We start from the raw sequence: 21,890 nt of genomic DNA on the forward strand, positions 1-21,890 counted from the left end.
GCGCTCCTCAGGAGTCTGATTTCGGGCGCTGGCCGAGCAGCAAGGATGTCGATGACGGATGGGCGGGAGAGAACGGCGGGCGCTTCAGCCCGACGCCGCGCAGCGGCGTCAGGTCGAGCGGCGCCAGAACGTCGCGCGACGGTGCGTCCTTGATCTCGTCCATCGAGCAGATGCCGGCGACGAAGGTCGGCTCGGCTCCCAGCGGCGCGCCGCGGCGGGCGTATTTGTCGTAAGTGAGCGGCAAGGTGTTGTTGAGGCCTTCGCGGCCGAGGCCGCCCTTGGCGTCGATCGCCATCATCTCGCTCATGCACATCTTGCCGGGCTCGACGCACATGTTGAGGATCGCCTTGTAGAGATCGCGATCGACCGAGCGATAGAGCCGCACCGGATCGTTCTCGCTCGGACGCTCGAGCTGCAGATAATCGGTACGGCCGAGCATGTTGCCGCTGGCCCTGGCGGTGCCGATCCACTTGTCGAAATCGGCGCTCGAGAGGCTCTTGAACTCGAAATGCATGCCGGAGAAGCCGGCGCCGCTGTAATTGGCGGAGAAGCCGCGATAGGTGCCTGCCGTGTTAGCCACCGCGTGCAGTTTGGTCTCCATGCCGGGCATGGCGTAGATCTGGCCGGCCAGCGCAGGGATGTAGAACGAGTTCATCACGGAAGAGGCCGTGATGCGGAAGCGGATCGGGCGGTCGACGGGTGCTGCGAGCTCGTTGACGGCGGCGACGCCGTAATCCGGGTAGATGAACAGCCACTTCCAGTCGAGCGCGACCACCTCGACACTGAGCGCGGCGTCCTTGCTCTCGATCGGCTTGTCGGCGGCGATGCGGCCCAGCGAGCGGTAGGGATCGAGCAGATGGGTGCCCATCCAGGTCAGCGCGCCCAGGCAGATGATGATCAGAAGCGGCGCCGACCAGATCACCAGCTCGAGCTGGGTCGAATGATCCCACTCCGGCTCGTAGGGGGCTGCGGTATTGGACTGGCGGTAGCGCCAGGCGAAGAACACGGTCAGCGCCATCACCGGAAGCACGATGATCAGCATCAGGATGGTCGAGATCACGACGAGGTCGCGCTGCTGCACGGCGACGTCGCCGGCAGGGGCCAGGACGACGAAATCGCACCCGCCAAGGAGCGCCGCGAACGGCAATAAGGCCAACAATTTCAAGGCGCGCACGGCTCACCTCACTTGAATTTTATGAGTTCCGCCAAGGGGTAGCTGCGATGCAGCAAAGTTGACATTGGACAATTTGTCCAATGTTGCACTGCGGGATAGAAGCGCAGAAGGTGAGGTGGACCGCGAGGCAAAGGCTGCCCGTGGCCTCATCTCAGGTTTGAGCATGACCTGTTCGGAAAACCGGTTTCCACGTTTCCGGGTCAGGCTCCAAAGGACGGTTCTCCGGCGATGGCACAGGCCCCAGCAATGGCTCACGGCACCCCGACCGCGTCAGGTCACGGGCAGGCGAAACCCGGCGAAATCGCGATCGGCGTCATCATCGGACGCACGTCGGAATTCTTCGACTTCTTCGTCTACGCAATCGCCTCGGTGATCGTGTTCCCGAAGCTGGTGTTCCCGTTCGTCAACGAACTGACCGGCACACTCTATTCATTCGGCATCTTCGCGCTGGCTTTTGCGGCGCGGCCGCTCGGCACCGTGATCTTCATGGCGGTCGACCGCCGCCACGGCAAGGGCGCAAAGCTCGTCATCGCGCTGTTCCTGCTCGGCACCGCCACGGTCGCGCTCGCGTTCCTGCCCGGTTACGACACGATCGGCGTCGCGGCGATCTGGCTTTTGGCCGCCGCGCGCGTGCTGCAGGGCATCGCCTGGGGCGGCGCTTGGGACGGCCTCGCCTCGCTGCTCGCGATGAATTCGCCGGCGAACAAGCGCGGCTGGTACGCGATGGTGCCGCAGCTCGGCGCGCCGCTCGGCCTGATCGTGGCGAGCGCGCTGTTCGCGTTCTTCGCCGGCAACCTCTCGGCGGATGATTTCTTCGATTGGGGCTGGCGCTATCCGTTCTTCGTCGCCTTCGCCATCAACGTGGTGGCGCTGTTCGCGCGGCTGCGCATGGTGGCGACCGACGAATATTCCGAGCTGTTCGAAAGCCGTGACCTCGAGCCGGCGCGGGTCGGCGAGACGGTGGCGCAGGAAGGCCGCAACATCCTGCTCGGCGCCTTCGCGCCGCTGGCGAGCTTTGCCCTGTTCCACATGGTCACGGTGTTTCCGCTGTCCTGGGTGTTCCTGTTCACCAGGGAAAGCCCGGTGCGCTTCCTGATCATCGAAATGATCGGCGCCATGGTCGGGGTGGTCGCGATCATCGCCTCCGGCATGCTCGCCGACCGCGTCGGGCGCAAGCCGCTGCTGCTCGGGTCTGCGGTCGCGATCGCGGTCTATAGCGGCTTTGCGCCGCAGCTGCTCGATGCCGGAGCATTCGGCGAGACGATCTACATGGTGCTTGGCTTCGTGCTGCTCGGCCTGTCGTTCGGCCAGTCGTCGGGTGCGATCGCCTCGAACTTCGCGCGCAACTATCGCTACACGGCTTCGGCGCTGACCTCGGATTTTGCCTGGCTGTTCGGCGCCGGCTTCGCGCCGCTCGCCGCGCTGCTGCTGGCGACGCATTTCGGCTTGATCTCGGCCGGCGCGTACCTGTTGTCGGGCGCGGTGTGGACGCTGCTGGCGCTGTGGCTGAGCGGGCTGCGCGAGGTCGAAGTCAGCTAAGTCACGCTCTTCTCCTTCCCCCTGAAAGGGGGAAGGTCGGGATGGGGGTCCCAGCCGCAGGCGACGCTGCAAGCGGAGAGAGCAGATCCCCACCCGCTCTGCTCTGCCGAGCAAAGCGACCTCGCCTTTTCAAGGGGAAGTAGATGAGCGAAACAGCCCGTCGACGCGGAACGAATAGCCGAGGCCGACGATATAATTTGGCGAGTTGCGGTTGAGCCCGAACGCGACGTGGAGATCGACCTGCTGGGTCGGCGTGATCCGGTATACTCCGCCGGAATTGATCAGCTGGATCGGCCGGGCGCCGTCGGGATAGTCGCCGACATATTCGGTGAACACGCTGATCCGCTCGGTCAATTTCTTCTCGATCACGAAAGTCGCCTCCGACATGTGCTTGCTAGTCGGCTCGGCCGGGCGGAAGAATTCCGTGAACATGCCGCTGACGCCCCAGCCGTCATGCAGCTCCCATGACCATGGCAGCTGGATGTAGGGCTGCGCGCCGCGCCCGGCGACGGCAGCCGCACCGGTCGGCAGCGCGACACCGGCGGTGATCGAGAGGTCGATCTTCCCGGGCACCGGGCTGATCTGCCATTTGAGGGCAGGCGCGACGTCCGAAAATCCCAAGGCTCCCGGCGACTTCAGCGTGCCGACATAGCTCGGCAGGTCGACCAGCACTTCGAGGCAGGGCGCGATGCCGAGCCGCCAGCGGCTGTTGCTGCCGTCGATACTGCGGCCAACGTCGCGGCCGTTCAGGTTGACGCCGTTCTCATTTTGGAGGCTCCCGACCGGCACGACGAGACTCGAATTGGTGACGTCGGGCCGATCGGTCGCAATCTCGTCGCTCGGCTTGGGACAGCCGTCCGCGCGCGCGGCGGTGGCTGCTGCGAGTGTGAGCGCAGCAAGCACGCACCCGAGTTCGGCAAGTCGAGCGACGGCGCCAAACCGATTGTGAAACACTGGGGATGCTCCAAAAACCCGGCGCCGCTGCGGAGGTGGCAGCTTGGATAATGATCGTTTGATCACGCGGATATTCCCCGCGGGCGGGAAAAATCTCAACAAGAGGTGCTGACGTCGGCGATCGCTGCGGCCGGCGACGAAATCTCAGGGAATAGAACGGCAGGCAGGCTGCTCCTGTTGAGGTGGCAAACAGGAGATCCCGGGAATGACCATTCGTCCGATCGCAGGCGTGCTGGCGCCGCGGCACGCCAAAATCGCCGCGATGGCGGCCATCGCGATCCTGCTCGCACTGAACAGCGCACGGGCGGCGGGCGATCCGGCGCGCGGCGCCACGCTGTACCAGGGCTGCGGCGATTGCCATTCGATTGACAAGAACGACGTCGGCCCGATGCACAAGGGGGTCGTCGGGCGCCTTGCCGGCTCGGTCGCGGGCTACAATTACTCGCCGGCGCTGAAGAACTCGAAGATCGTGTGGACCGAGGCCAATCTCGACAAATGGCTGTCCGGTCCGGACGCGATGGTGCCCGGCACCAAGATGTTCTACGAGGTTCAGGATCCGAAGGACCGCGCCGACATCATCGCCTTCCTCAAGGAGAAGGCGAAGTAAGGCTACGTTCTTGATACCTCAATCCACCACGATCTTGACGCGGTCGCGCGGCTTCACCTGGGCGTGGGCGTCGAGGCCGTTGAGCACACGGAAGCGCTCGGCCGGATGATCGACGCCGGCCATCCGATGCGACAGCGATTCCACGGTGTCGCCGGGCTGCACGTTGATGACCTTGATGCGCAGCGGCCGGGCGGCCTGGATCTCGTCAAGGGTCAGGCGACGGAATGAATTCACGGTCTCGCGCGCATTGCGCTCGCTCTCGGTGGATTTCTGCTTGGCGGCGAAGATGAAGCGGTAGACGTCGCTGCCGAAGCGCAGAGCGTAGACCTTGAACTGCCACTGGTCGCCATGCGCAGTGGCGGAGGCGGCTGGAAAGCCGTTGATGTTGAGATCCTCTGTCGAGGACTTCTCGACGCCTTCCATCCAGCCGGAATTCAGATAGTCGCCGAGCGACTGCTCGGCCGGCACCCGCACCACGTCGAAGCGCATCGCCTGGCTGCCGCCCTCGCGGACGCCGATCACTGCCTGTGCGGTGTTGTCGAGCGTGAAATTGTCGGGCGCGGTGAAGGTGAAGCCGAGCTTGGGGTGCAGGAAGCGGCGGCCGCGCACGAAGCCTTCACTGGGATCCTCGCCATAGACGATATTGTCGATCGCGGCGAGATAGGTCTCGCGGTCGCGGTCGTTGTTCTCGGGCGACGAATATTGCCGCGCGGTGGTCTGCGCATTGTTGATGCGCTCCGGCGTTGCCGGATGCGATGAGGTGAAATCCTGTGCGCGCGGATCGAGCGCGGTCTTGCCGATCTTGAGCGCGGCATTGCGCTCCATCGCGGTCAGGAAGCGCGCCGCGCCGTAGGGATCGAAATGCGCACGCGCCGCGATGCCGACGCCGATGCCGTCGGCCTCGAACTCCTGCTGGCGCGAGAAGCTCGCCATCGTCAGCTTGGTTTTGGCGAGCGCCAGCGCGGTGAGGTCGGGGTCGGTGCTCATGTCGGTGACGACGCGCGTCACCACCGCCGCCTGGCGCGCCTGGTCCTCGCGCATCGCGGCGTGCTTGGCCAGCACATGCGCCATCTCGTGGCTTAGCACCGAGGAGAGCTCGGAGGTGTCGCTGGCGAGCGCGATCAGGCCGCGGGTGACGTAGAGCTGGCCGGTCGGCAGCGCGAAGGCGTTGACCGCGCCGGAATTGAGGATCGTGACCTTGTAGGCCTGGTCGGGCCGCTCGGAGGCGGCGACCAGCCGCTCGACGGTCTTGCTGATCAGGGCCTCGAGCTTCGGGTCGTCATAGGCGCCGCCATAGGACGACAGAATGCGCTCGTGCTCGCGCTCGCTGTTGGGCGTCTGCTGCACCACCCGGTTCGGCTTCACCGGTGCCGCCGCGGCGGTCGGCGTGGGCTGCTCGAACCGGCCGATATTGCCGCAGGCGGACAGCGTCAGGGCCGCGCAGACGAGCGCCGGCGCAGCCGAAAGCCGGCGGCCGGTTCCATCTTCACGCCGTCCAGCGCGTTCAATCACGTCAAAAACCCACAAATTGTCCCGTGGCCGGCCGGGCCGTGGCCTGTCGGCCCCCTAGTTCCCGCCGAGCAGCTCAATCTGCCCCACCCGGAGCAACTCGATTCGCGGCCCACGTCGTGCTTCCACCCAGCCTCGGACACGAATCCTGCGATTTTCCAGAGACTTGGGCGCAAGCCCGGCCGCCTCGAACGCAGGGACTATGCGCCTTGAAATAGTCAGAGCAAAGTCCCGAGTCCAGTTTCGGCCGAAATTCAGGTAAGTCGTCGCCCCGGCTTGACGCACGGACAAAACCCTGCCCTCGACCACCGTAAAGCGCCCGATCCCGGCCAAAATATCGTCCGGACTTTCGGCGTTTTTTATGACCGTGCTCTCGGCCCAGGTTCCCGACCGGGCGGTCCGCGCCTCGGCCTCCGCCGCCATCAGCGCCGTCGCGCAGTCCTTGTCGGCGATCTCGGACGACACCAGCGCGAGGCCCTGGCGCAGCAACTCGCTTTGCACGGGCTTCCCGCTGCCATCGAGGAATGCGTAGGCCGGCTGCCGGCCATAGCGGTCCGGCGTGTCGTCCTGGCCGCGCAGCGTCACCTCACGGCCGACCAGCAGCGCCGATAGTGCGGCGGCGGCCTTCGCCCGGTCCGCCACCTCGATGCCGGCGAGCTTGACCTCACGGCCGTCGCCCAGCCGCAGGCTGCGCGCATCGACCACTGCGGCGACGCGACCCTCGCCCTGAATCTCGAAATTGCATCCGGCGGCATGGCCCTGATCGCATGCAAACAGCGTCGCGCACGCGAGGAGCGCGCTGCGAGCGGGCGTCAGCAGAATCCGCATCGACAACACCTGCATCAGTTGATCTTGGCACATTACAGCCATTCCGTTCAGCGGAAAACACGTGACAGCTCCGCGACTTGCCGCTGTAGATGGCATGCGGCATGATCCGCGCGCGTGAAACGGACCGGCTGCAATGGAATGTGGCACGGCGTTCAAGGGAGGATCTGAATGAGACGGGTTTTGGCCGGCGTGTTGGCCTGTGTGTTTGCGATCTCGGCGAATGCGTCGCTGGCGCAGGACAAACCCCCGCTGAAGCTCGGCGGCATCCTCGACATGTCGAGCCTCTATGCCGACATCACCGGTTCGGGCAGCGAAACTGCCGCCAAGATGGCGGTGGAGGATTTCGGCGGCACGGTGCTCGGCCGCAAGGTCGAGATCGTGGTCGGCGATCACCTCAACAAGGCCGACCTTGCCGCCAACATCGCCCGCGACATGATCGACAACCAGGGCGTCGAGATGATTTTCGACGTCGCGGCGTCTGCGACCGCGCTTGCCGCCGGCGAGATCGCCAAGGCGCGCGGCAAGATCATCATGTTCAATGGCCCGGGTTCGATCCGCCTCTCCAATGAGGCCTGCGGCCCCTATACCGTGCATTACGTGTTCGACACTTTCGCGCAGGCCAATGTGACCGGCCTTGCCGCGGTGAAATCCGGCCTCGACACCTGGTTCTTCCTGACCGCGGACTATGCGTTCGGCCAGGACCTCGAAAAGGACACCAGCAATGTCGTGGTGAAGTCGGGCGGCAAGGTGCTCGGCAGCGTGCGGCATCCGATCAACACCTCGGACTTCTCATCCTTCCTGCTGCAGGCGCAGGCCTCCAAGGCCAAGGTGATCGGGCTCGCCAATGCCGGCGGCGACACCATCAACGCGATCAAGCAGGGCGCCGAGTTCGGCATCACCAAGGGCGGTCAGAAGATCTCGCCGCTCCTGGCCTTCGTGACCGATATCGACAGCGTCGGGCTCGAGACCGCGCAGGGGTTGCTGCTCGCGGAAGCGTTCTACTGGGACCTCAATGACGACACCCGCGCCTTCACCAAGCGCTTCATGGAGCGCACCAAGCGGGTGCCGACCTCGGCCCAGGCCGGCGTCTACTCCTCCGTTCTGCATTACTTGCAGGCGGTGAAGGCCGCCGGCACCACCGATGCGGCCGCCGTCATGAAGGTGATGAAGGAGACCCCGATCAACGACATGTTCGCCAAGAACGGCAAGATCCGTGAGGACGGCCGCATGGTGCACGACATGTATCTGTTCGAGGTCAAGAAGCCCTCGGAGTCGAAGGGCCGCTGGGACGACTACAAGCTGCTCGCGACCGTGCCGGGTGACCAGGCGTTCCAGCCGCTGTCGGAGTCGCGCTGCCCGCTCGTGAAGAAATGACGCTGTAACAACCAACAACAACGAAAGGCAAAATGCCATGAGCGATAATCAGATGGTTCTCCAATCCCTCGACAAGGGCCTGCTCACCATCACCATGAACCGGCCGGATCGGCGCAACGCGCTCAATCCGGACATGACGCGCGGCCTGGTCGAGGCGGCGCGGCGGGCGCAGGACGATACCGAGGTGCGTGCCGTGCTGATCCGGGGCGCCGGCGGCACCTTCTGCGTCGGCGGTGACGTCAAGTCGATGGCTGAAGGTCGCGCGCCGCTGCCGTTCGAGGCCAAAATGGCGAACCTGCGCCGTGGCATGGAGGTCTCGCGCATCCTGCACACGATGCCGAAGCCCGTGGTGGCGCAGCTCGACGGCGCGGCCGCCGGTGCCGGCCTTTCGATCGCGCTGTCCTGCGATCTCCGCGTCGCCAGCGCCTCCTGCAAGATCACCACGGCGTTTGCCAAGGTCGGCTTCTCCGGCGACTACGGCGGAACGTATTTCCTGACCAAGATGCTCGGCAGCGCCAAGGCGCGCGAGCTCTACATGATGTCGCCGGTGCTGTCGGCGCAGGAAGCCTACAATCTCGGCATGGTCTCCAAGGTGGTGCCCGATGCCGAAATCGAGGCCGAGACGCTGGAGCTGGCCCGGTCGCTGGCACAGGGCCCGTCGGTGGCGCTCGGCTACATCAAGCGCAACATCAACAATGCCGAGACGATGACGCTCGAGGCTTGCTTCGACGGCGAGGCGATCCATCACACCCGTGCCGGCGAGACCACCGACCACAAGGAAGCGGCCAAGGCCTTCGTCGAGAAGCGCAAGCCCACCTTCCAGGGACAGTAAGTGATGGCCGAGTACATGCGGCTGCGGCAGATCTGCCTGGTGGCACCGCAGCTTGCGCCCGTGATCGCGGATATCTCCGCGATCATGGGCCTCGACGTCTGCTTCCGCGACGGCAACGTCGCCAAATATGGCCTCGAGAACGCGCTGCTGCCGGTCGATACCATCCTGCTGGAAGTCGTATCGCCGTTCCAGCCAGGGCCGGGCACAGCGGCCGGCCGCTTCATCGAAAAGACCGCCGGCCGCGGCGGCTACATGGCGATCTTCTGCTGCGAAGATCCCGATGCGCGCGGCGCCAAAGCCAATGCGATCGGCGTGCGGACCGCGAACGTGATCACGCATGCGCCCTATCACGGCGTGCAGTTGCACCCGCGCGACTGCCGCGCCGCCTTCATCGAGTTCAACCACACTGACGGCAGCGACGATATTCTTGGGCCATATCCGCCGGCCGGGCCGGACTGGCAGAAGTCGATCCGCAAGGACACGACTTTGGCGCTGACCGAGGTCGAGATGCAGAGCCCCGAGCCGGAGGGGCTGGCGGCGCATTGGGGCAAGATCCTCGGCATTCCCGCCGACGGCGCCGTGGTCAAGCTGCCGAACGCGACCTTCCGCTTCGTCAAGGGCGACAGCGAGATCATGAGCGGCTTGACCTTCAAGGTCGCCAGCAAGGCCAAGGTGCTGGACGCCGCGAAAGCTCGGGGCTGTGCTGTCGATGGCGATGAGTTCCTGCTCTGCGGAGTGATGTTCAAGCTGACGGCATGATCGTCGTAGCCCGGATGCAGCGGAGCGAAATCCGGGACTGCGCTCTCCGCGGATAGGCCCCCCGGATTGCTCTGCGCTCCATCCGGGCTACAAGAAGAATAACAAGGAACGCCCCATGCCGCATCCGCTCGATTCCTTCTTCGCCCCAAAGAGCATCGCGCTGATCGGCGCCTCGCGCGATCATGAGAAGATTCCCGGCCGGCTGCTCGCGATGCTGCGCAAGAACGGCTATCCCGGTGCGCTCTATCCGATCAATCCGAACTATGACGAGATCGACGGCTTGAAATGTTTCACGTCGATCGCCGAGATCGGCGCGCCGATCGATCTCGCCGTCATCGTGATTCCTGCACGTGCGGTGCTGCCGGCGCTGGAGCAATGCGCGGCCGCCGGCGTCAGGAACGCGGTCATCATCTCCTCCGGCTTTGCCGAGGAGGGCGGCGACAGCGCAGCGATGCAGGATGCGATCGTGGCGCTGGCGAAGCGGACCGGGATGCGTATCAGCGGTCCGAATGCCGAAGGATTCTACAGCCAGGTGCAGAAGGTCGCTGCGACCTTCAGCCCGACCGTCGACGTCAAGCCGGACGCGCCGGCACTCGTTGCGACCAAGCGGCGGATCGGCATCGTCGCGCAGAGCGGCGGCATCGGCTTTGCGATCTATCATCGCGCCAAAGCGCTGGGCGTTGCGCTGAGTTACGTGGTCAGCGCCGGCAATGAGAGCGATCTCGGCGCCGGTGAATTCCTCGACTACATGGTGCAGGATCCATCGACCGACGTGATCCTGCTGTTCATCGAAGGCATCCGCGACGTCGACAAGTTTTTGGCGGCGGCGAAGCGCGCGGCGGAGCTCAGGAAGCCCATCATCGTCACCAAAGTGGGTCGCTCCGGCGCCGGCGAGCGCGCGGCAGCCTCGCACACCGCGAGCATGGCGGGCTGGTCGGCGGCCTATGACGCGGTGTTCGCCAAATATGGCTTCATCGTTTCCAACGACCTCGACGAGGCCGTGACGATTGCTGCCGTGTTGACCACCAATCCGCTGCCGAAGGGCGATCGCGTCGCGGTGCTGACGGTGTCCGGCGGCGCCGGCATCTGGGGCGCCGACACCGTGTCGATGCAGGGCTTGCAGGTGCCGGAACTCTCGGCCGATATTCAAGGCCAGATTAAGCAATGGATGCCGTCCTACGGTGCGGCCGGCAATCCGGTCGACGTGACAGCGCAGGGTGTTTCGTCCGGTGGCCTGCAGAAGAGCATCGAGCTGTTCGACGCGTCCGATGAAGTGGATGCGACGCTGGTCGTGCTGTCGCTGTCGAGCGAGACGCGGATGCCGTTCAAGGAGGCCGAGCTAAAGCCTCTGATCGCACGGCAGAGTAAACCGGTGGTGTTCTATTCCTACACGCTGCCGTCGCATTTCGCGCGGCAGGAGCTTGCGAAGTCGGGCGTCGTCGTGCTGTCGGGGCTGACCCATGTCGCCGTCGCAATGCGGCGGTTGGCGGATTATGCCAGCTTCAAGCCCTTACCGGAGATCGCGGCATCTGCTTCGCCGATACACGATCTTTCGGTGCATCTTGCGGCGAAAACCCTTTCCGAGCATGACAGCAAGTCGCTGCTCCGCGCCGCCGGGATCGCATTGCCCGACGAGGTGCTGGTGACCGACCGCGACGGGTTAGACGCGGCGATCGAGCGTACCGGGTTTCCGCTTGTCATGAAGATCCAGTCGCCGGCGATCGCGCACAAGAGCGAGGTCGGCGGCGTCCGCGTCAACATCGCCGCCAAGGGCGCGGCGTTTACGGCCTATCGCGACATGCTGGAAAGCGTGCAGCAGCAGCGACCGGATGCTGCGATTCAGGGCGTGCTGGTCGGGCCGATGGCGAAGAAAGGCGTCGAGATCATTGTCGGCACCATGACCGACAGCACCTTCGGGCCGATGGTGATGGTGGGCCTCGGCGGCATCACCACCGAGCTGTTCAAGGATGTGGTCTATCGCCCGGCGCCGGTGAGCGCGGCCGAGGCGACCAGCATGCTGGAAACTCTGAAGGCAGCGCCGCTGCTGCACGGTTTCCGCGGCGCGCCGAAAGCCGATGTCGCGGCGCTCGCACAATTGATCTCGCGAATTTCGGTGCTGGCGGCGCAGCATGCAGGCGAGATCGCCGAGATCGAGGTCAATCCGGTGCTGGTGCATCCGGAGGGGCAGGGCGTGACGATCGTCGACGCGCTGGTGGTGCCGAAGTAATTCGGGTCGTCCCGGCCTACGCCGGGACGACCCGTGGATAGAGCCGCTCGCGCCTCATCGTCCCTTGAAGTTCGCGACGCGGCGTTCGGCGGTGGCCTTGACGCCTTCCTTGAAGTCCTCGGTCGCGCGCAGCTTGGTCTGCTCTTCCAGCTCATGGTTGGTCGCGGCGAGCACGCGGTCGGCGAGGCCGGCGCGCATGGTGGCGCGGGTCGAGACCAGACCGAGCGGTGAGCATTCGGCGATCTCCTGCGCGAGCTTCATCGCCTCGGCGCGCACCTGGTCCTGCGGCACCAGCACGTTGGCGAGACCCCAGCGATAGGCCTCTTCGCCGGTGACGCGGCGGCTGGTGTAGAACATCAGCTCGGCGTTGTTCTTGCCGATCAGCTCCGGCAGCGTCGTGGTGAGGCCAAAGCCCGGATGGAAGCCGAGCTTGGTGAAGTTCGCCGCGAAGCGCGCCTCGGGGCAGGCGACGCGGAAGTCGGCCGAGACCGCAAGGCCGAGGCCGCCGCCGATCGCGGCGCCGTGGATCGCCGCAACGATCGGCTTCTTGTTGCGGAAGATGCGCACCGCCTGGACGTAGAGATGGTTGATCGGCAGGTTGGAGGCCGGATCGCTCTTGGCGCGCTCCTCCTGCTCCTGCCGGGCCGGGTCGCCGAAATTGGCGCCGGCGCAGAACGCCTTGCCTTGCGCCGCCAGCACCGAGGCGCGGATCTCGATATTGTTGTCGAACTCTTCCAGCGCGTCGGCGATCTGGTTGATCAGCGCGACGTCGAAGAAGTTCAGCGGGGGTTTTCGGATTTCGATCAGGCCGACATGGCCGTGGGTCTCGACGCCGATATCAGTATACTTGGTCATGATCTGTCCTCGTTGGATTAGCGTAGGCCCAAGCCGCGGGCGATGATGCCGCGCAGCACCTCGGTGGTGCCGCCCTGGATCGTCAGCTTGGGCGCGGTCTTGATGGCGAAATCGAGCTGCTTTTCCAGTGTCTCGCGGTTGGTCGCGGTCTCCTCGACGAACGCCGCGAGATCGCGCACGCGATGCGGCAGCTGCTGCTCCCACACCGTGCCGATGTCCTTGACGATGGAAGCCTCCACCACCGGCTCCTTGCCGGCCTGCAGCATGCCGGCGACCGACACCGACATGCGGCGCATGGTGTGCACTTGTGCCACCAGCCGGCCGATGCCTTCGGCGCTGCGGGTGTCCGGGTTCTTGCCGACGGCCCGCACCAGCTCGGTGAGCACGTAATAGGTCTCGAGGAAGCGCTCGGGGCCGGAGCGCTCATAGGCGAGTTCGGAGGTCGCCTGCTTCCAGGCGCCGTCGACTTCGCCCAGCACGTGATCGTCGGGCACGAAGTAATCGGTGAACACCACCTCGTTGAATTCGAACTGGCCCGTGATCTGGCCGATCGGATTCACCTGGATGCCCGGCTGCTTCATCTTGACCAGGAACTGGGTCAGGCCGTGGCGGCGGTTTTCCTTGGTCGGCGGTGACGTCCGGAAAATCGCGATCATGTAGTCGGCTATGTGCGCCGACGAGGTCCAGATCTTGGTGCCGTTGATCAGGTAGCCGCCGTCGGTCTTGGTGGCGCGGGTCTTCGCCGCGAACAGGTCGGAGCCGGAGTTCGGCTCGCTCATGCCGATCGCGAAGCAGACCTCGCCGCGGCAGATGCGCGGCAGGATGTCCATCTTGATGTGCTCGGGCGCATATTTCAAAAGCACCGGCCCGCTCTGGCGGTCGGCGACGAAGAAGCGCCGGGTCGGCGCGTTCGCCACCCGCATCTCCTCGGTTACGACATAGCGCTCGAGGAAGGAGCGCTCCTGGCCGCCATACTTCTTCGGCCAGGTCATGCCGAGCCAGCCCTTGGCGCCGACGCGACGGGAGAATTCCGGCGCGTCATTGTCCTCGCGGTTCGGCGCGTGGGGATCGAAGGTGCCGGCGGCGATTTCCTCGGCAAGGAAGGCACGCACTTCCTTGCGGAGCTGCTCGCATTTTTCCGGCAGGCGGATCGGATCGAAACGAAGGGCTGCAGTCATGATGTCCAGTCCTGATCTCTTTGGCCTGATCTCAGCGCGAAGCCACCAGCGGCCACAATTCGTCGGCGCCACGGTCAGCAACGAGCTTGCCGAGCTCGACCGCCCAATAGCTCTCGGAGCCGAAATCGTCGCGCCACGCCAATGCGCGCAGCGAATAACGATGCAGGATGTGCTCGATGGTGAAGCCGATCGCGCCATGCACCTGATGGGCGATGCCGCTGCCCTTCTCGGCCGCTTCCGAGCAGCGGATCTTCGCCGCCGCGGCTTCGAGGAACACCGCGTCATTGTCGAGCGAAGTGGCGCTGGCGATGGTGTCGGCCGCCGAGGTCGCGGCGGCCAGCGCCGCGGCGGACTCGCCGGCGAGCCGGGCGAGATTGTGCTGCACCGCCTGGAATTTGGAGATCTTCTTCTCGAAGGCGACGCGCTCGTTGGAATAGCGCACGGAGATGTCGAGCATCGATTCCAGGGAGCCCGCGATCTGGAGCGATCGCACCACACCGCCCATCAGCATCAGCGTGGTCTGGTCGAAGCTCTTCGGCGCCGGCTTGACGGTGACCGGCTGCACCTTGTCGAGCGTCACGGTGTCGTTGTGATCGCCGCCGAGCCCGATGCCGGATTCGACCCGGCACTTCGCGGCATCGACCAGCGCGATCGAGGTGCCGTCCTTGCCGCTTGCCAGCACGGCGAAGTGTTTTGCCTCTTTCGCGAACGGCACGCCGCGGGCACGGCCGGAGAGCGAGCCATCGGCGCCAACCGTGACGCGGTCCTTCGGGCTCGCGGGGACAACCGTCATCTCGCCCTCGGGAGATGCGATCTTGCCCTGCGTCAGCAGCCAGCCGGCCAGCATTGTTTCGGCCAGCGGAACGGCGATCGCGTGCCGCCCGGCGACGTTGAGGACGCTGAAACCTTCCGCGAGGCTGGCGCCGGAACCGCCGAGATCGTCGGGCACCCAGGACAGCGGCAGGCCGGCTTCGGTCAGCGCCTGCCATAGCGGCGCCTTCCATGCGCCGTGCTTGTCGTGATTGATGGTCTGGGCATCCGCGAGATCGGCGAAAATCTTTTCCGCGGTCTCGGCGACGATGTTCTCACTCTCCGCCACAGCGTTCCTCGTGTTGATTGGCTTGGGGCTCGCCGTTCGGCTCGCCCTGCTTGCGATGTTGTCTTGCGCTCAATGATGCGGAAAAGCCATAGCCGTGACAAGCGCTGCCCGCAGGGCCACTTGCGCGGACGGCATGAAGCCGGGCGCGGCGCATGAATTCCGCATTGTGAACTTTCGACTGCCTCGGTTTGTATGCCACGCGCGGGCGCAGATGGGCCGGTGACATCGGTTCAGTCCGCCAGATGAAACTCGATCGCCTCTGCGACCGGCGGGTCATTACGACGGCGCCTGCAGACGGCGCGACCAGAAGGCATATGCGTTTCCATCGCCTCATGGTTAGCTTGGCGCTGAGATGGCAGGTAACAAGATGAAGATGCACATGCTGTCGGGCGGACGTTTGCGGATGTCCAAGCGGACCTATCTGCCTGATGCCGCGCGCGGCGAGACGATCGATCTGCCGGTGTCCTGCGTGCTGTTGCGGCACACGCAGGGCAATGTGCTGTTCGACACCGGATGCCATCCCGATGTCGCGACCGATCCCGAACGGCGGCTCGGCACGCTTGCCAAATACATGCAGCCGATCATGCCGGCCGACGATCATGTGCTGACGAGCCTGAAGGCGGTCGGCCTCGGCCCCGACGACATCGACGTCGTGATCTGCTCTCACCTGCACACCGATCATTGCGGCTGCAACGCCTTCTTCAAGAAGGCGACGATCTTCGTCCATGCTCTCGAGGTCGAAGCCGCGAACGCGGATAACGCGCTCGATCGCGGATACATCAGGGCGGATTGGGATCATCCGCTGAAGATGGAAATCTTCGACCGGCAGATGGACGTGTTCGGCGACGGCAAACTGACGCTGATCCCGTTGCCGGGACACTCGAAGGGAACGACCGGCGCGCTGGTCAAGCTCGACAACAGCGGCGAATACCTGCTGGCGTCCGACTCGCTCAGCGTGCGCGCCAATCTCGATCAGCGGACGTCGCCGCGGAACAGCCTTGATGTCGATCAGTTCCTGAACTCGCTCGACGAGATCGCCAGGATCGAGGCCTCCGGCGTCAAGATCATCTGTGGCCATGACGAGGCACAATGGGCCAGTTTGCAGAAGGGCCCACACGCATACACTTAGGAGCCCGGCGCGGTTTGCAGATATTGCTCCGCGCGATATGGTATGCCGCCGCCGGAGCTCATCTGGCTCACGACAACAAGGAAAATGCAGATGTCCAAGGATGGTTTGTGCGCGATCGTGACGGGATCGGCATCGGGGCTCGGCGCCGCCACCGCGCAAATTCTCGCCACAGAGGGCGCGCGCCTCGTCATCAACTATTCCAACAGCAAGGCGGAAGCCGAGGCGACCGCGGACGCCTGCCGCAAGCGGGGTGCCGAGGTGCTGGTGGTGCAGGGCGACGTCTCGCGCGATGAGGACTGCAGGAAGATCGCAGCCGCCGCGCAGGGTTGGGGCCGCCTCGACGTTCTCGTCAACAATGCCGGCACCACCAAGCACGTGCCGCATCACGATCTCGACGGCCTGACCGCGGAGGATTTCCAGCGCATCTACGCCGTCAACACCATCGGTCCGTTCCAGATGGTCCGTGCCGCGCGGGCGCTGCTCGAAGCCGGCGCGAAGGCGTCCGGCCGTCCGGCGGCGGTGGTCAACGTCTCCTCGATCGCCGGCATTTCCGGCGGTGGCTCGTCGGTCGCCTATGCCGCGAGCAAGGGCGCGCTCAACACCATGACGCAGTCGCTGGCGCGCGCGCTGGCACCGCTGATCCGCGTCAACACGGTGTGTCCGGGCTATATCGATACGCCCTGGTTCACCAAGGGCCGCGGCGAGGATGGCGCCAAGCAGGTGCGCGATGCCGTGATCGCGCGCGTGCCGCTGAAGGTCGCGTCAACGGCCGAAGATATCGCCAATCTGGTCTGCTTCCTGGCGAGCCCGGCGTCGAGCAATATGACCGGCGAGTTCGTCCGTATGGACGCCGGTATGCATCTCATTCAGTGACCTGGCCACCCACGTCGTCAGTGCTTGCAGAAACGAAAATGCCCGGGCCATGCCCGGGCATTTTTTCAATCAGTGCCGCTGCGACTTTACTTGTTTCCGATATCGGGGATCACGCGCGCTGCGACCAGCCGGTTCCAGATGAACAGCACCACCAGCGCGCCGATCGTGGCGGTGATGAAGCCGGCGCCCTGTTCAGGACCGTAATGGCCGATCGCCTGGCCGATGAAGGTCGCGAGAAACGCGCCGGCGATGCCGAGCACGGTGGTGAGAATGAAGCCGCTCGGATTATTGGGGCCCGGCGACAGGAACCGCGCGATGATCCCCGCGACAAAGCCGACGATGATGACCCAGATGATGCCGCCCATGACTGTCGTCCTCCTCAGATGGAATCGATGCTGTCAGAGCCTGCCGCTCAGCTCGTCGCCGCTCGGCAGCCGTCCGTCCGGCGTCAGATGATTGATCGCTTCGGGCAGATACTGGCTCAAGCCCTGCAGCAATTGGTCGCGCGACATGCCGCTTTGCGACGCGAGCGAGTCGATCTGGTCGGCACCGAGCGCGTTGGCGAGATCCCCGGGCGAGATCTGCTTGTTGGGACCGTTGCTGACCCAGGAATTGGCCGCGTCGCCGTGGCCCTTCTGCTGCAATTGATTAAGCAGATCGCCGAGGCCGCCGCTGAGCACGGTGCCGGCCGCGCCGCCGGCGAGCAGGCCGCCAAGGCCGCCCTTGAGCAGATCACCGAGCCCGCCGCCACCGGCGCCGCCGGGCAGGCTCGCGGTGACGTTGCCGGGGAGCTGTGGCGCCTGCGCTGGCTTCGGTTCAGGAGCGCTCGCGCCCGGCTGGCCGCCGGAGAAATGCTTGACTGCCTTCCAGGCGAGCAGCGCCAGGATAGCCATGGTCATCGGCGACATTCCGCCGCCGCTTGAACTGTCGGACGGGGTGCTTGGCGCGCTTGGACCGCGGGGGCCGTTCTGCATGCCGTTGAGTACGTCGAGTAAACCCATGATCGTCTCCTGCCGCAACCGTGCCCCGAGCGGGAAACATAGCTTCGGCCCATGACGGTTACAAGGCGGACCGCCCCGGGCGGCGGCGCGCGGAAATAGGCAGGCAACCCCAGTTCTGCTATCGAACCACGATGAACGGACGTTTGGCCAGATGAATGCGGACCGGCCGATCGGCATCGCGGGCGCCGGAAGCATAGGCTGCTTCGTCGGCGGCATGCTGGCTGCGTCCGGCCGCCGGGTCGCGCTGCTGGCGCGGCCGCGGTTGATCCAGGAGATCGCAGGGAACGGCTTGCGGGTCAGCAGTTTCGACGGCTCTGAGCGGATGGTATCCGCCGACCGGCTCATTCTGTCCGACGATCCGTCGATCCTGCGCGACGTCGATACCGTGCTGGTGACGGTGAAGAGTGCCGATACGGGCGAGATCGCCGAATTGATCGCACGCCACGCAGCTGCCGATGCCGCGGTGATCAGCCTGCAGAACGGCGTCGGCAATGTGCCGCTGCTGCGCGACCGCCTGCCGGGCCGCAAGGTGCTCGGCGGCATGGTGCCGTTCAACGTGGTCGCGCTCGGCGACGGCCGCTTCCATCGCTCGACCTCGGGCGACATCGTGATCGCGCAGGATGATGCCGCCACCGCGGCGCTTCTGTCGGTGCCGGGCCTCGCGTTTAACAGCACCGGCAACATCGACGGCGTGCAGTGGGGCAAGCTGATCGTCAATCTCAACAACGCGCTCAATGCGCTGTCCAACATCCCGCTGCGGCAGCAACTCGCACAGCGCGGCTGGCGACGATTGTTCGCCGACCAGATGGCGGAGGGTTTGGCCGCGATTAGCGCCGAAGGGATCGTGCCGGTGTCGCCGACGCCATTGCCCTCGAATTGGATGCCGACATTGTTGCGGCTGCCGGACGCGCTGTTCGACATGCTGCTCGGCCGCACCATGAAGATCGATCCCGAAGCGCGCTCCTCGATGTGGGAAGATCTGCAGCGGGGCCGGCGCACCGAGATCGACTATCTGCAGGGCGTGATCACCGCGATCGCGGATCGCCGCGGCCTTGAGGCTCCGCTGTCGCGCCGCGTCATCGCGCTGATCCGGAAGGCGGAAGCCGACGGCAAGGGCTCGCCGGGGCTGACGCCGGAACAGATTCGCGACGGCTCCGCCACAGCGATTCAACAATCAAGGAGGTGACGTCATGAAACGATCCTGCATCATGCTGCTCATGCTTGTCGCGCTCGCTGGTCCGGTTCGCGCGGCGCCGCCGACCGTGGTGCCTTCGCCAGGCTACGATGCGCGATTGCAGGAGCAGCGCGCGGCGGCGAGCCGATCGGCCGCGCCTGCGCATCAACCGGTCGCGCATCGACGCCACAAGCGCGGGCACGCGCGCTGATCCATGGGAGAGACTATCTGAGATGAAGCCGCTCGTTCTTGCACTCACCCTTCTGCTTGGCTCTGTCGCGACGGCAAGCGCCGCCGACTATGCCGGCTCGATCAGCGCCTACCGACGCGCCAACGGCATGCCTGCGGTGAAGCTCGACGCGAAGCTGAATGCGATGGCGCTGAAGCAGGCGCAGGCGATGTCGGCGACCGGATCGGTCAGCCACTCTGCGGGCGGCAGCTTCTTCACCCGTATCGCACCGCTGAAGAAGCAGCGCGCCGCGGAAAATATCGGTGCCGGTTTCATCGCTTTCGGCGAGATGCTGAAGCAGTGGGAGGACTCGGCGGGGCATCGCGAGAATCTCTTGATGCCGGGCGCGAAGCGCGTCGGCGTGGCCTTCGTCGACAATCCGACGTCGCCGTACCGCAGGTTCTGGGCGATGGTGATTACCGACTGACGTCTGTTCGCTTCGCGAGTTTGGTCGGCGGCGACGACGCCGGTGTGAACAGCTTCTTCAGGCCGTCCAATCCTTCGGAAAGCCGCGGCCATTCACAGGAGAACGTACCCTTCACGCAATTTGCCGCCTGCGGCCGTACCCTGGGAAGAGGCGCGGCAGCGACCCGCGGTTTAGCCGGGCGTGCGACCGGTGCCGGGACTTTCGCCGGCTCGCTGCGCACCGGCTCGCTCTGCAGTGATGCCTGCTGAAGCTGCGGCGGCCGCTCCTGCCGCTTTTCCTGCCGCTCGAGCTGCTTGGCATTGAACGCCGCGACGATGCTGGAGCGGCGCTCCTTTTCGAGATAGCCGGTATACTCCTGGTCGATCTTCTTCTGCTCCTCCGGCGTCGGATTGGGGCCGGCGATGTCGAAGCTGCGGTCCTGCATGAAGTCGTAGTAAGTGTAACCCCCACCGGGCTTGCGGCGGCCGGCAAACTTGGCATTGCAGTCGGCAAGTTGCGCAGTCTTGTCTTCCCTGGTCTTCGCTTTCTCAGCGAGGTCGGCGCAATCCTCAAAATCCTTCGGCGCGCTGCGCCACCATTGCGCATGCGCGCTCATCGGCGCCAGCGCGGACGCGGCGACGAAAACGGCAACAGCCAACGTCGATGATCGTGACGGCATCACGGACATTGCAACCAAATCCGAACGACAGAGAGTAAGCCGATTGTCGCCATTTTAGTGACGCTTGTCACCCCGGAACCGGACGCTTTCCCTGATCAATTAAGTCGCAGACCGGCCGCCTGGCCTGATCGGATAATCGCTGCAGGCATTTGTAATATTTCAAGAATTCCTGCCGTGCCGGCGCGCCGGATGTCGGAACAATTCGTCTCGAATCGTTCACTTGACCCGATGCAGCAGTGCGACGAGTTCCGCCTGCCGGTGCGTGCCGGTCTTCTGGAAGATCGTCTTGAGCTGATTGCGCGCGGTGGCAAGGGCAATGCCGGCTTCCTGTGCGGCCGCCTCGACCGAATCGCCGCGCGCAAGCCGCGTGGCGAGGCGCGCCTGCGCCGGCGTCAGCTCGAACGTCGCCGCCAGCAACGCCTGATCGAACGCGGCGTTGCCTTCAAGATCGCGGATCAACAGGATCGCGCGCGCGCCGAGAAACGGCGAGCGCGCGGCGGGAGGCACCGGCTGCATCTGGATCACGATCGGCCGCTTGTCGATCCTGCGCACCACGATCGGCGCTGTCGGGAGCGGATGCAGGTCCGAACTGTGGGCCAAAAGATCGATCAGCCTGGCCAGATCGGCATTGGCCTGCCGGTCGGCCAAGGTGAGGCGGTTGTTGCGGATCGCAAGGTCATGGCCGAGGCAGGCTTCCGCATGGCCGTTCATGCCGATGACGGCGCCGAAGCGGCCCACGGCGATTGCAGCGACCTGGATCAGGTCGAGTGCGCTGGTGATGCCCGAAATCGCGGAGCGGCCGACGACGGTGGACAGCGTCGCGGCTTCGGTCAGCCGCGCCGACACGCGCGAGAGTGCCTTGACCTCGTCGGCCTCGAACATGCCTTCCTTCGGCGTGCGCTGGATGCTCATTGCCCATAATGCCGGGCCGGCGCGGAAGCCGATGGCGGCAAACCATTTCAGCCCGAATGCGCCGAGCGTCGCGTAAAGCGGATCGCGCATCATCTCGGCTTCGGACTCGAAAAGGTCCGCATCGGTGATGACATTGACCCCGGCGTTCATCAAGGGCACGCCGCGTGCCGCGCGGATGTCGGTGAGATGAAGATTGTGCGGGAAATAGGTTTTGGTGAAATAGTCGCTGATCGATTCCGAGCGCGGAATGTCTTCGGTGCGAATATCGCTCTGGAGCATCGCAGCCCCGGTCGCGCCGACCGACGCGCAGACCTCGTCCATGAAGGACGGCCAGGTCGCTGGATCGAGAACCACGTCGCCGAGGCGCGCAGTCACATCGTCTAGCCTGTGCAGGTCGACCAAAGTTCAGCTCCGCCGATGCGAACAGCGTTGTTTTGACAGGCGAAACAGGCTGCGCCTCGTTGCGCCCGGTACCGGGCATAAGACAACCCAGGGCGCCCGATATGCAAGTTAAATCAGCGACAGGCTAGAAGCTCGGCCCGCAAGCCATGG

Annotated in this window: 22 protein-coding genes; 11 read left to right on the forward strand and 11 right to left on the reverse strand. The window is 65.0% G+C overall.

Features of this window, described 5'->3' with window-relative positions; all coding sequences use genetic code 11:
- Positions 1-7: 7 nt before the first annotated feature.
- Entirely contained in the window at positions 8-1,174 is a 1,167-nt protein-coding gene (cyoA, locus tag AKN83_RS07530) for a ubiquinol oxidase subunit II (protein WP_050403772.1), read from the reverse strand.
- 246 nt (positions 1,175-1,420) lie between these two features.
- Between cyoA and AKN83_RS07535 the strand changes: the two genes are divergently transcribed.
- Positions 1,421-2,713 carry an MFS transporter gene (locus AKN83_RS07535; protein WP_050403773.1) on the forward strand — a complete coding sequence of 431 codons (1,293 nt, stop codon included), beginning with the start codon at positions 1,421-1,423 and terminating at the stop codon, positions 2,711-2,713.
- A 129-nt stretch (positions 2,714-2,842) separates the two neighbouring features.
- Here AKN83_RS07535 and AKN83_RS07540 read toward each other — a convergent pair whose 3' ends face one another.
- On the reverse strand, positions 2,843-3,667 hold the full coding sequence (locus AKN83_RS07540; RefSeq protein ID WP_050403774.1) for a transporter: 825 nt from the start codon (positions 3,665-3,667) through the stop codon (positions 2,843-2,845).
- Between the two features lie 205 nt (positions 3,668-3,872).
- Between AKN83_RS07540 and AKN83_RS07545 the strand changes: the two genes are divergently transcribed.
- Complete coding sequence (locus tag AKN83_RS07545) at positions 3,873-4,274, forward strand: c-type cytochrome (RefSeq protein WP_050403775.1); 402 nt, start codon at positions 3,873-3,875, stop codon at positions 4,272-4,274.
- 18 nt (positions 4,275-4,292) lie between these two features.
- Here the strand turns inward: AKN83_RS07545 and AKN83_RS07550 are convergent, their stop codons facing one another.
- Together AKN83_RS07550 and AKN83_RS07555 are read right to left on the reverse strand one after the other, a co-directional pair.
- Positions 4,293-5,786 carry a M48 family metalloprotease gene (locus AKN83_RS07550; RefSeq protein ID WP_063695252.1) on the reverse strand — a complete coding sequence of 498 codons (1,494 nt, stop codon included), beginning with the start codon at positions 5,784-5,786 and terminating at the stop codon, positions 4,293-4,295.
- Positions 5,787-5,840: 54 nt separating this feature from the next.
- Positions 5,841-6,626 (reverse strand): thermonuclease family protein, encoded by a 786-nt coding sequence (locus AKN83_RS07555; protein ID WP_244521929.1) that lies wholly within the window; start codon positions 6,624-6,626, stop codon positions 5,841-5,843.
- Between the two features lie 153 nt (positions 6,627-6,779).
- Between AKN83_RS07555 and AKN83_RS07560 the strand changes: the two genes are divergently transcribed.
- The 4 genes from AKN83_RS07560 to AKN83_RS07575 all read left to right on the forward strand — a co-directional run bounded on the left by AKN83_RS07560 (position 6,780) and on the right by AKN83_RS07575 (position 11,803).
- Positions 6,780-7,985, forward strand: coding sequence for an ABC transporter substrate-binding protein (locus tag AKN83_RS07560; protein WP_050403776.1), 1,206 nt, complete (start codon positions 6,780-6,782; stop codon positions 7,983-7,985).
- 37 nt (positions 7,986-8,022) lie between these two features.
- Complete coding sequence (locus AKN83_RS07565) at positions 8,023-8,817, forward strand: enoyl-CoA hydratase (protein WP_050403777.1); 795 nt, start codon at positions 8,023-8,025, stop codon at positions 8,815-8,817.
- A gap of 3 nt (positions 8,818-8,820) precedes the next feature.
- Positions 8,821-9,576: a VOC family protein gene (locus AKN83_RS07570; RefSeq protein ID WP_050403778.1), complete on the forward strand. Its 756-nt coding sequence runs from the start codon at positions 8,821-8,823 to the stop codon at positions 9,574-9,576.
- Between the two features lie 115 nt (positions 9,577-9,691).
- Positions 9,692-11,803 (forward strand): acetate--CoA ligase family protein, encoded by a 2,112-nt coding sequence (locus AKN83_RS07575; protein WP_050403779.1) that lies wholly within the window; start codon positions 9,692-9,694, stop codon positions 11,801-11,803.
- A 54-nt stretch (positions 11,804-11,857) separates the two neighbouring features.
- Here the strand turns inward: AKN83_RS07575 and AKN83_RS07580 are convergent, their stop codons facing one another.
- From AKN83_RS07580 to AKN83_RS07590, 3 genes are read right to left on the reverse strand one after another with little or no spacing between them, the layout of a single operon-like run.
- A complete protein-coding gene (locus AKN83_RS07580; RefSeq protein WP_024582673.1) occupies positions 11,858-12,658 on the reverse strand; it encodes an enoyl-CoA hydratase/isomerase family protein in 801 nt (266 codons plus the stop codon).
- Between the two features lie 17 nt (positions 12,659-12,675).
- On the reverse strand, positions 12,676-13,836 hold the full coding sequence (locus tag AKN83_RS07585) for an acyl-CoA dehydrogenase family protein (RefSeq protein WP_018269158.1): 1,161 nt from the start codon (positions 13,834-13,836) through the stop codon (positions 12,676-12,678).
- 31 nt (positions 13,837-13,867) lie between these two features.
- Positions 13,868-14,935 carry an acyl-CoA dehydrogenase family protein gene (locus tag AKN83_RS07590; protein WP_050403780.1) on the reverse strand — a complete coding sequence of 356 codons (1,068 nt, stop codon included), beginning with the start codon at positions 14,933-14,935 and terminating at the stop codon, positions 13,868-13,870.
- A 352-nt stretch (positions 14,936-15,287) separates the two neighbouring features.
- Between AKN83_RS07590 and AKN83_RS07595 the strand changes: the two genes are divergently transcribed.
- The gene (locus tag AKN83_RS07595; RefSeq protein WP_244521930.1) at positions 15,288-16,064 is read left to right on the forward strand and encodes an N-acyl homoserine lactonase family protein; all 777 of its coding nucleotides are present in this window, start codon (positions 15,288-15,290) and stop codon (positions 16,062-16,064) included.
- Positions 16,065-16,154: 90 nt separating this feature from the next.
- Positions 16,155-16,937, forward strand: coding sequence for an SDR family NAD(P)-dependent oxidoreductase (locus AKN83_RS07600; RefSeq protein WP_050403929.1), 783 nt, complete (start codon positions 16,155-16,157; stop codon positions 16,935-16,937).
- An 86-nt stretch (positions 16,938-17,023) separates the two neighbouring features.
- On the opposite strand, the gene AKN83_RS07605 is transcribed toward AKN83_RS07600, so the two are convergent.
- Both AKN83_RS07605 and AKN83_RS07610 read right to left on the reverse strand, forming a co-directional pair.
- Positions 17,024-17,302 carry a GlsB/YeaQ/YmgE family stress response membrane protein gene (locus tag AKN83_RS07605; RefSeq protein WP_021080200.1) on the reverse strand — a complete coding sequence of 93 codons (279 nt, stop codon included), beginning with the start codon at positions 17,300-17,302 and terminating at the stop codon, positions 17,024-17,026.
- A gap of 33 nt (positions 17,303-17,335) precedes the next feature.
- Positions 17,336-17,938 carry a YidB family protein gene (locus AKN83_RS07610; protein ID WP_050403782.1) on the reverse strand — a complete coding sequence of 201 codons (603 nt, stop codon included), beginning with the start codon at positions 17,936-17,938 and terminating at the stop codon, positions 17,336-17,338.
- 151 nt (positions 17,939-18,089) lie between these two features.
- Here AKN83_RS07610 and AKN83_RS07615 point away from each other — a divergent pair, with 151 nt between their 5' ends.
- Genes AKN83_RS07615 through AKN83_RS07625 form a run of 3 tightly spaced genes read left to right on the forward strand, consistent with a single transcriptional unit; the run spans position 18,090 to position 19,768 of the window.
- On the forward strand, positions 18,090-19,124 hold the full coding sequence (locus AKN83_RS07615) for a 2-dehydropantoate 2-reductase (protein WP_050403783.1): 1,035 nt from the start codon (positions 18,090-18,092) through the stop codon (positions 19,122-19,124).
- 4 nt (positions 19,125-19,128) lie between these two features.
- Positions 19,129-19,323 (forward strand): hypothetical protein, encoded by a 195-nt coding sequence (locus tag AKN83_RS07620; protein WP_050403784.1) that lies wholly within the window; start codon positions 19,129-19,131, stop codon positions 19,321-19,323.
- Positions 19,324-19,345: 22 nt separating this feature from the next.
- Positions 19,346-19,768: a CAP domain-containing protein gene (locus AKN83_RS07625; RefSeq protein ID WP_050403785.1), complete on the forward strand. Its 423-nt coding sequence runs from the start codon at positions 19,346-19,348 to the stop codon at positions 19,766-19,768.
- Here the strand turns inward: AKN83_RS07625 and AKN83_RS07630 are convergent.
- Together AKN83_RS07630 and AKN83_RS07635 are read right to left on the reverse strand one after the other, a co-directional pair.
- The gene (locus AKN83_RS07630) at positions 19,758-20,426 is read right to left on the reverse strand and encodes a hypothetical protein (RefSeq protein ID WP_083992034.1); all 669 of its coding nucleotides are present in this window, start codon (positions 20,424-20,426) and stop codon (positions 19,758-19,760) included. The genes AKN83_RS07625 and AKN83_RS07630 overlap by 11 nt on opposite strands.
- 216 nt (positions 20,427-20,642) lie before the next feature.
- On the reverse strand, positions 20,643-21,713 hold the full coding sequence (locus AKN83_RS07635; RefSeq protein WP_157113273.1) for a helix-turn-helix transcriptional regulator: 1,071 nt from the start codon (positions 21,711-21,713) through the stop codon (positions 20,643-20,645).
- Positions 21,714-21,890 lie beyond the last annotated feature (177 nt).

The organism is Bradyrhizobium embrapense (genome assembly GCF_001189235.2).
GTDB classification, from domain to species: Bacteria; Pseudomonadota; Alphaproteobacteria; order Rhizobiales; family Xanthobacteraceae; genus Bradyrhizobium; species Bradyrhizobium embrapense.

Bases quoted from the DNA above. Each gene is read 5' to 3' on its own strand.
- AKN83_RS07535 (WP_050403773.1), top strand. From the start codon at position 1,421: ATGGCTCACGGCACCCCGACCGCGTCAGGTCACGGGCAGGCGAAACCC.
- AKN83_RS07545 (WP_050403775.1), top strand. From the start codon at position 3,873: ATGACCATTCGTCCGATCGCAGGCGTGCTGGCGCCGCGGCACGCCAAA.
- AKN83_RS07555 (WP_244521929.1), bottom strand. From the start codon at position 6,626: ATGCAGGTGTTGTCGATGCGGATTCTGCTGACGCCCGCTCGCAGCGCG.
- AKN83_RS07560 (WP_050403776.1), top strand. From the start codon at position 6,780: ATGAGACGGGTTTTGGCCGGCGTGTTGGCCTGTGTGTTTGCGATCTCG.
- AKN83_RS07565 (WP_050403777.1), top strand. From the start codon at position 8,023: ATGAGCGATAATCAGATGGTTCTCCAATCCCTCGACAAGGGCCTGCTC.
- AKN83_RS07570 (WP_050403778.1), top strand. From the start codon at position 8,821: ATGGCCGAGTACATGCGGCTGCGGCAGATCTGCCTGGTGGCACCGCAG.
- AKN83_RS07575 (WP_050403779.1), top strand. From the start codon at position 9,692: ATGCCGCATCCGCTCGATTCCTTCTTCGCCCCAAAGAGCATCGCGCTG.
- AKN83_RS07580 (WP_024582673.1), bottom strand. From the start codon at position 12,658: ATGACCAAGTATACTGATATCGGCGTCGAGACCCACGGCCATGTCGGC.
- AKN83_RS07585 (WP_018269158.1), bottom strand. From the start codon at position 13,836: ATGACTGCAGCCCTTCGTTTCGATCCGATCCGCCTGCCGGAAAAATGC.
- AKN83_RS07595 (WP_244521930.1), top strand. From the start codon at position 15,288: ATGGCAGGTAACAAGATGAAGATGCACATGCTGTCGGGCGGACGTTTG.
- AKN83_RS07600 (WP_050403929.1), top strand. From the start codon at position 16,155: ATGTCCAAGGATGGTTTGTGCGCGATCGTGACGGGATCGGCATCGGGG.
- AKN83_RS07605 (WP_021080200.1), bottom strand. From the start codon at position 17,302: ATGGGCGGCATCATCTGGGTCATCATCGTCGGCTTTGTCGCGGGGATC.
- AKN83_RS07610 (WP_050403782.1), bottom strand. From the start codon at position 17,938: ATGGGTTTACTCGACGTACTCAACGGCATGCAGAACGGCCCCCGCGGT.
- AKN83_RS07615 (WP_050403783.1), top strand. From the start codon at position 18,090: ATGAATGCGGACCGGCCGATCGGCATCGCGGGCGCCGGAAGCATAGGC.
- AKN83_RS07620 (WP_050403784.1), top strand. From the start codon at position 19,129: ATGAAACGATCCTGCATCATGCTGCTCATGCTTGTCGCGCTCGCTGGT.
- AKN83_RS07625 (WP_050403785.1), top strand. From the start codon at position 19,346: ATGAAGCCGCTCGTTCTTGCACTCACCCTTCTGCTTGGCTCTGTCGCG.
- AKN83_RS07630 (WP_083992034.1), bottom strand. From the start codon at position 20,426: ATGCCGTCACGATCATCGACGTTGGCTGTTGCCGTTTTCGTCGCCGCG.